General features: G+C 47.9%; 1 protein-coding gene. It reads left to right on the top strand.

The features are described from left to right. Positions 1 to 472 (top strand): TonB-dependent receptor plug domain-containing protein (locus CEW93_RS10640; protein WP_186727975.1); only part of this gene is annotated, 472 nt, incomplete at both ends.

The raw sequence follows: 472 nt of genomic DNA, 5'->3' as shown, positions 1-472 counted from the left end.
AATCCATCAGTGAAAAAACTAATTCCGACAAAAAAGGAGCGGCAGAATTCAGTCCGCTCAGCGTTTCTGTCGGGAAGACGACCAGTGAGCAGGAAGCTCTCGAGAAAACAGGCGCGACCAGTTCCCGGACAACGGACAAAAACCTGCAATCACTTGACGCAACAGTGCGTAGTATGCCTGGTACTTATACTCAAATAGATCCTGGTCAGGGAGCAATCAGTGTGAATATTCGAGGCATGAGCGGATTTGGTCGTGTAAACACTATGGTCGATGGTATTACCCAGAGTTTTTACGGAACCTCTACCTCCGGAACAACGACGCATGGTTCAACTAACAATATGGCTGGCGTACTTATAGATCCTAACTTACTGGTAGCAGTTGATGTTACACGCGGTGACAGCAGTGGCTCTGAAGGGATCAACGCCCTTGCCGGTAGTGCAAATATGCGTACTATTGGCGTTGACGATGTAAT

This window comes from Moraxella sp. VT-16-12, from assembly GCF_002224245.2.
Taxonomy (GTDB): domain Bacteria; phylum Pseudomonadota; class Gammaproteobacteria; order Pseudomonadales; family Moraxellaceae; genus Moraxella.
Note: the sequence above shows the minus strand (reverse complement) of the source record. Positions and strands in the feature narration are given on the sequence as shown.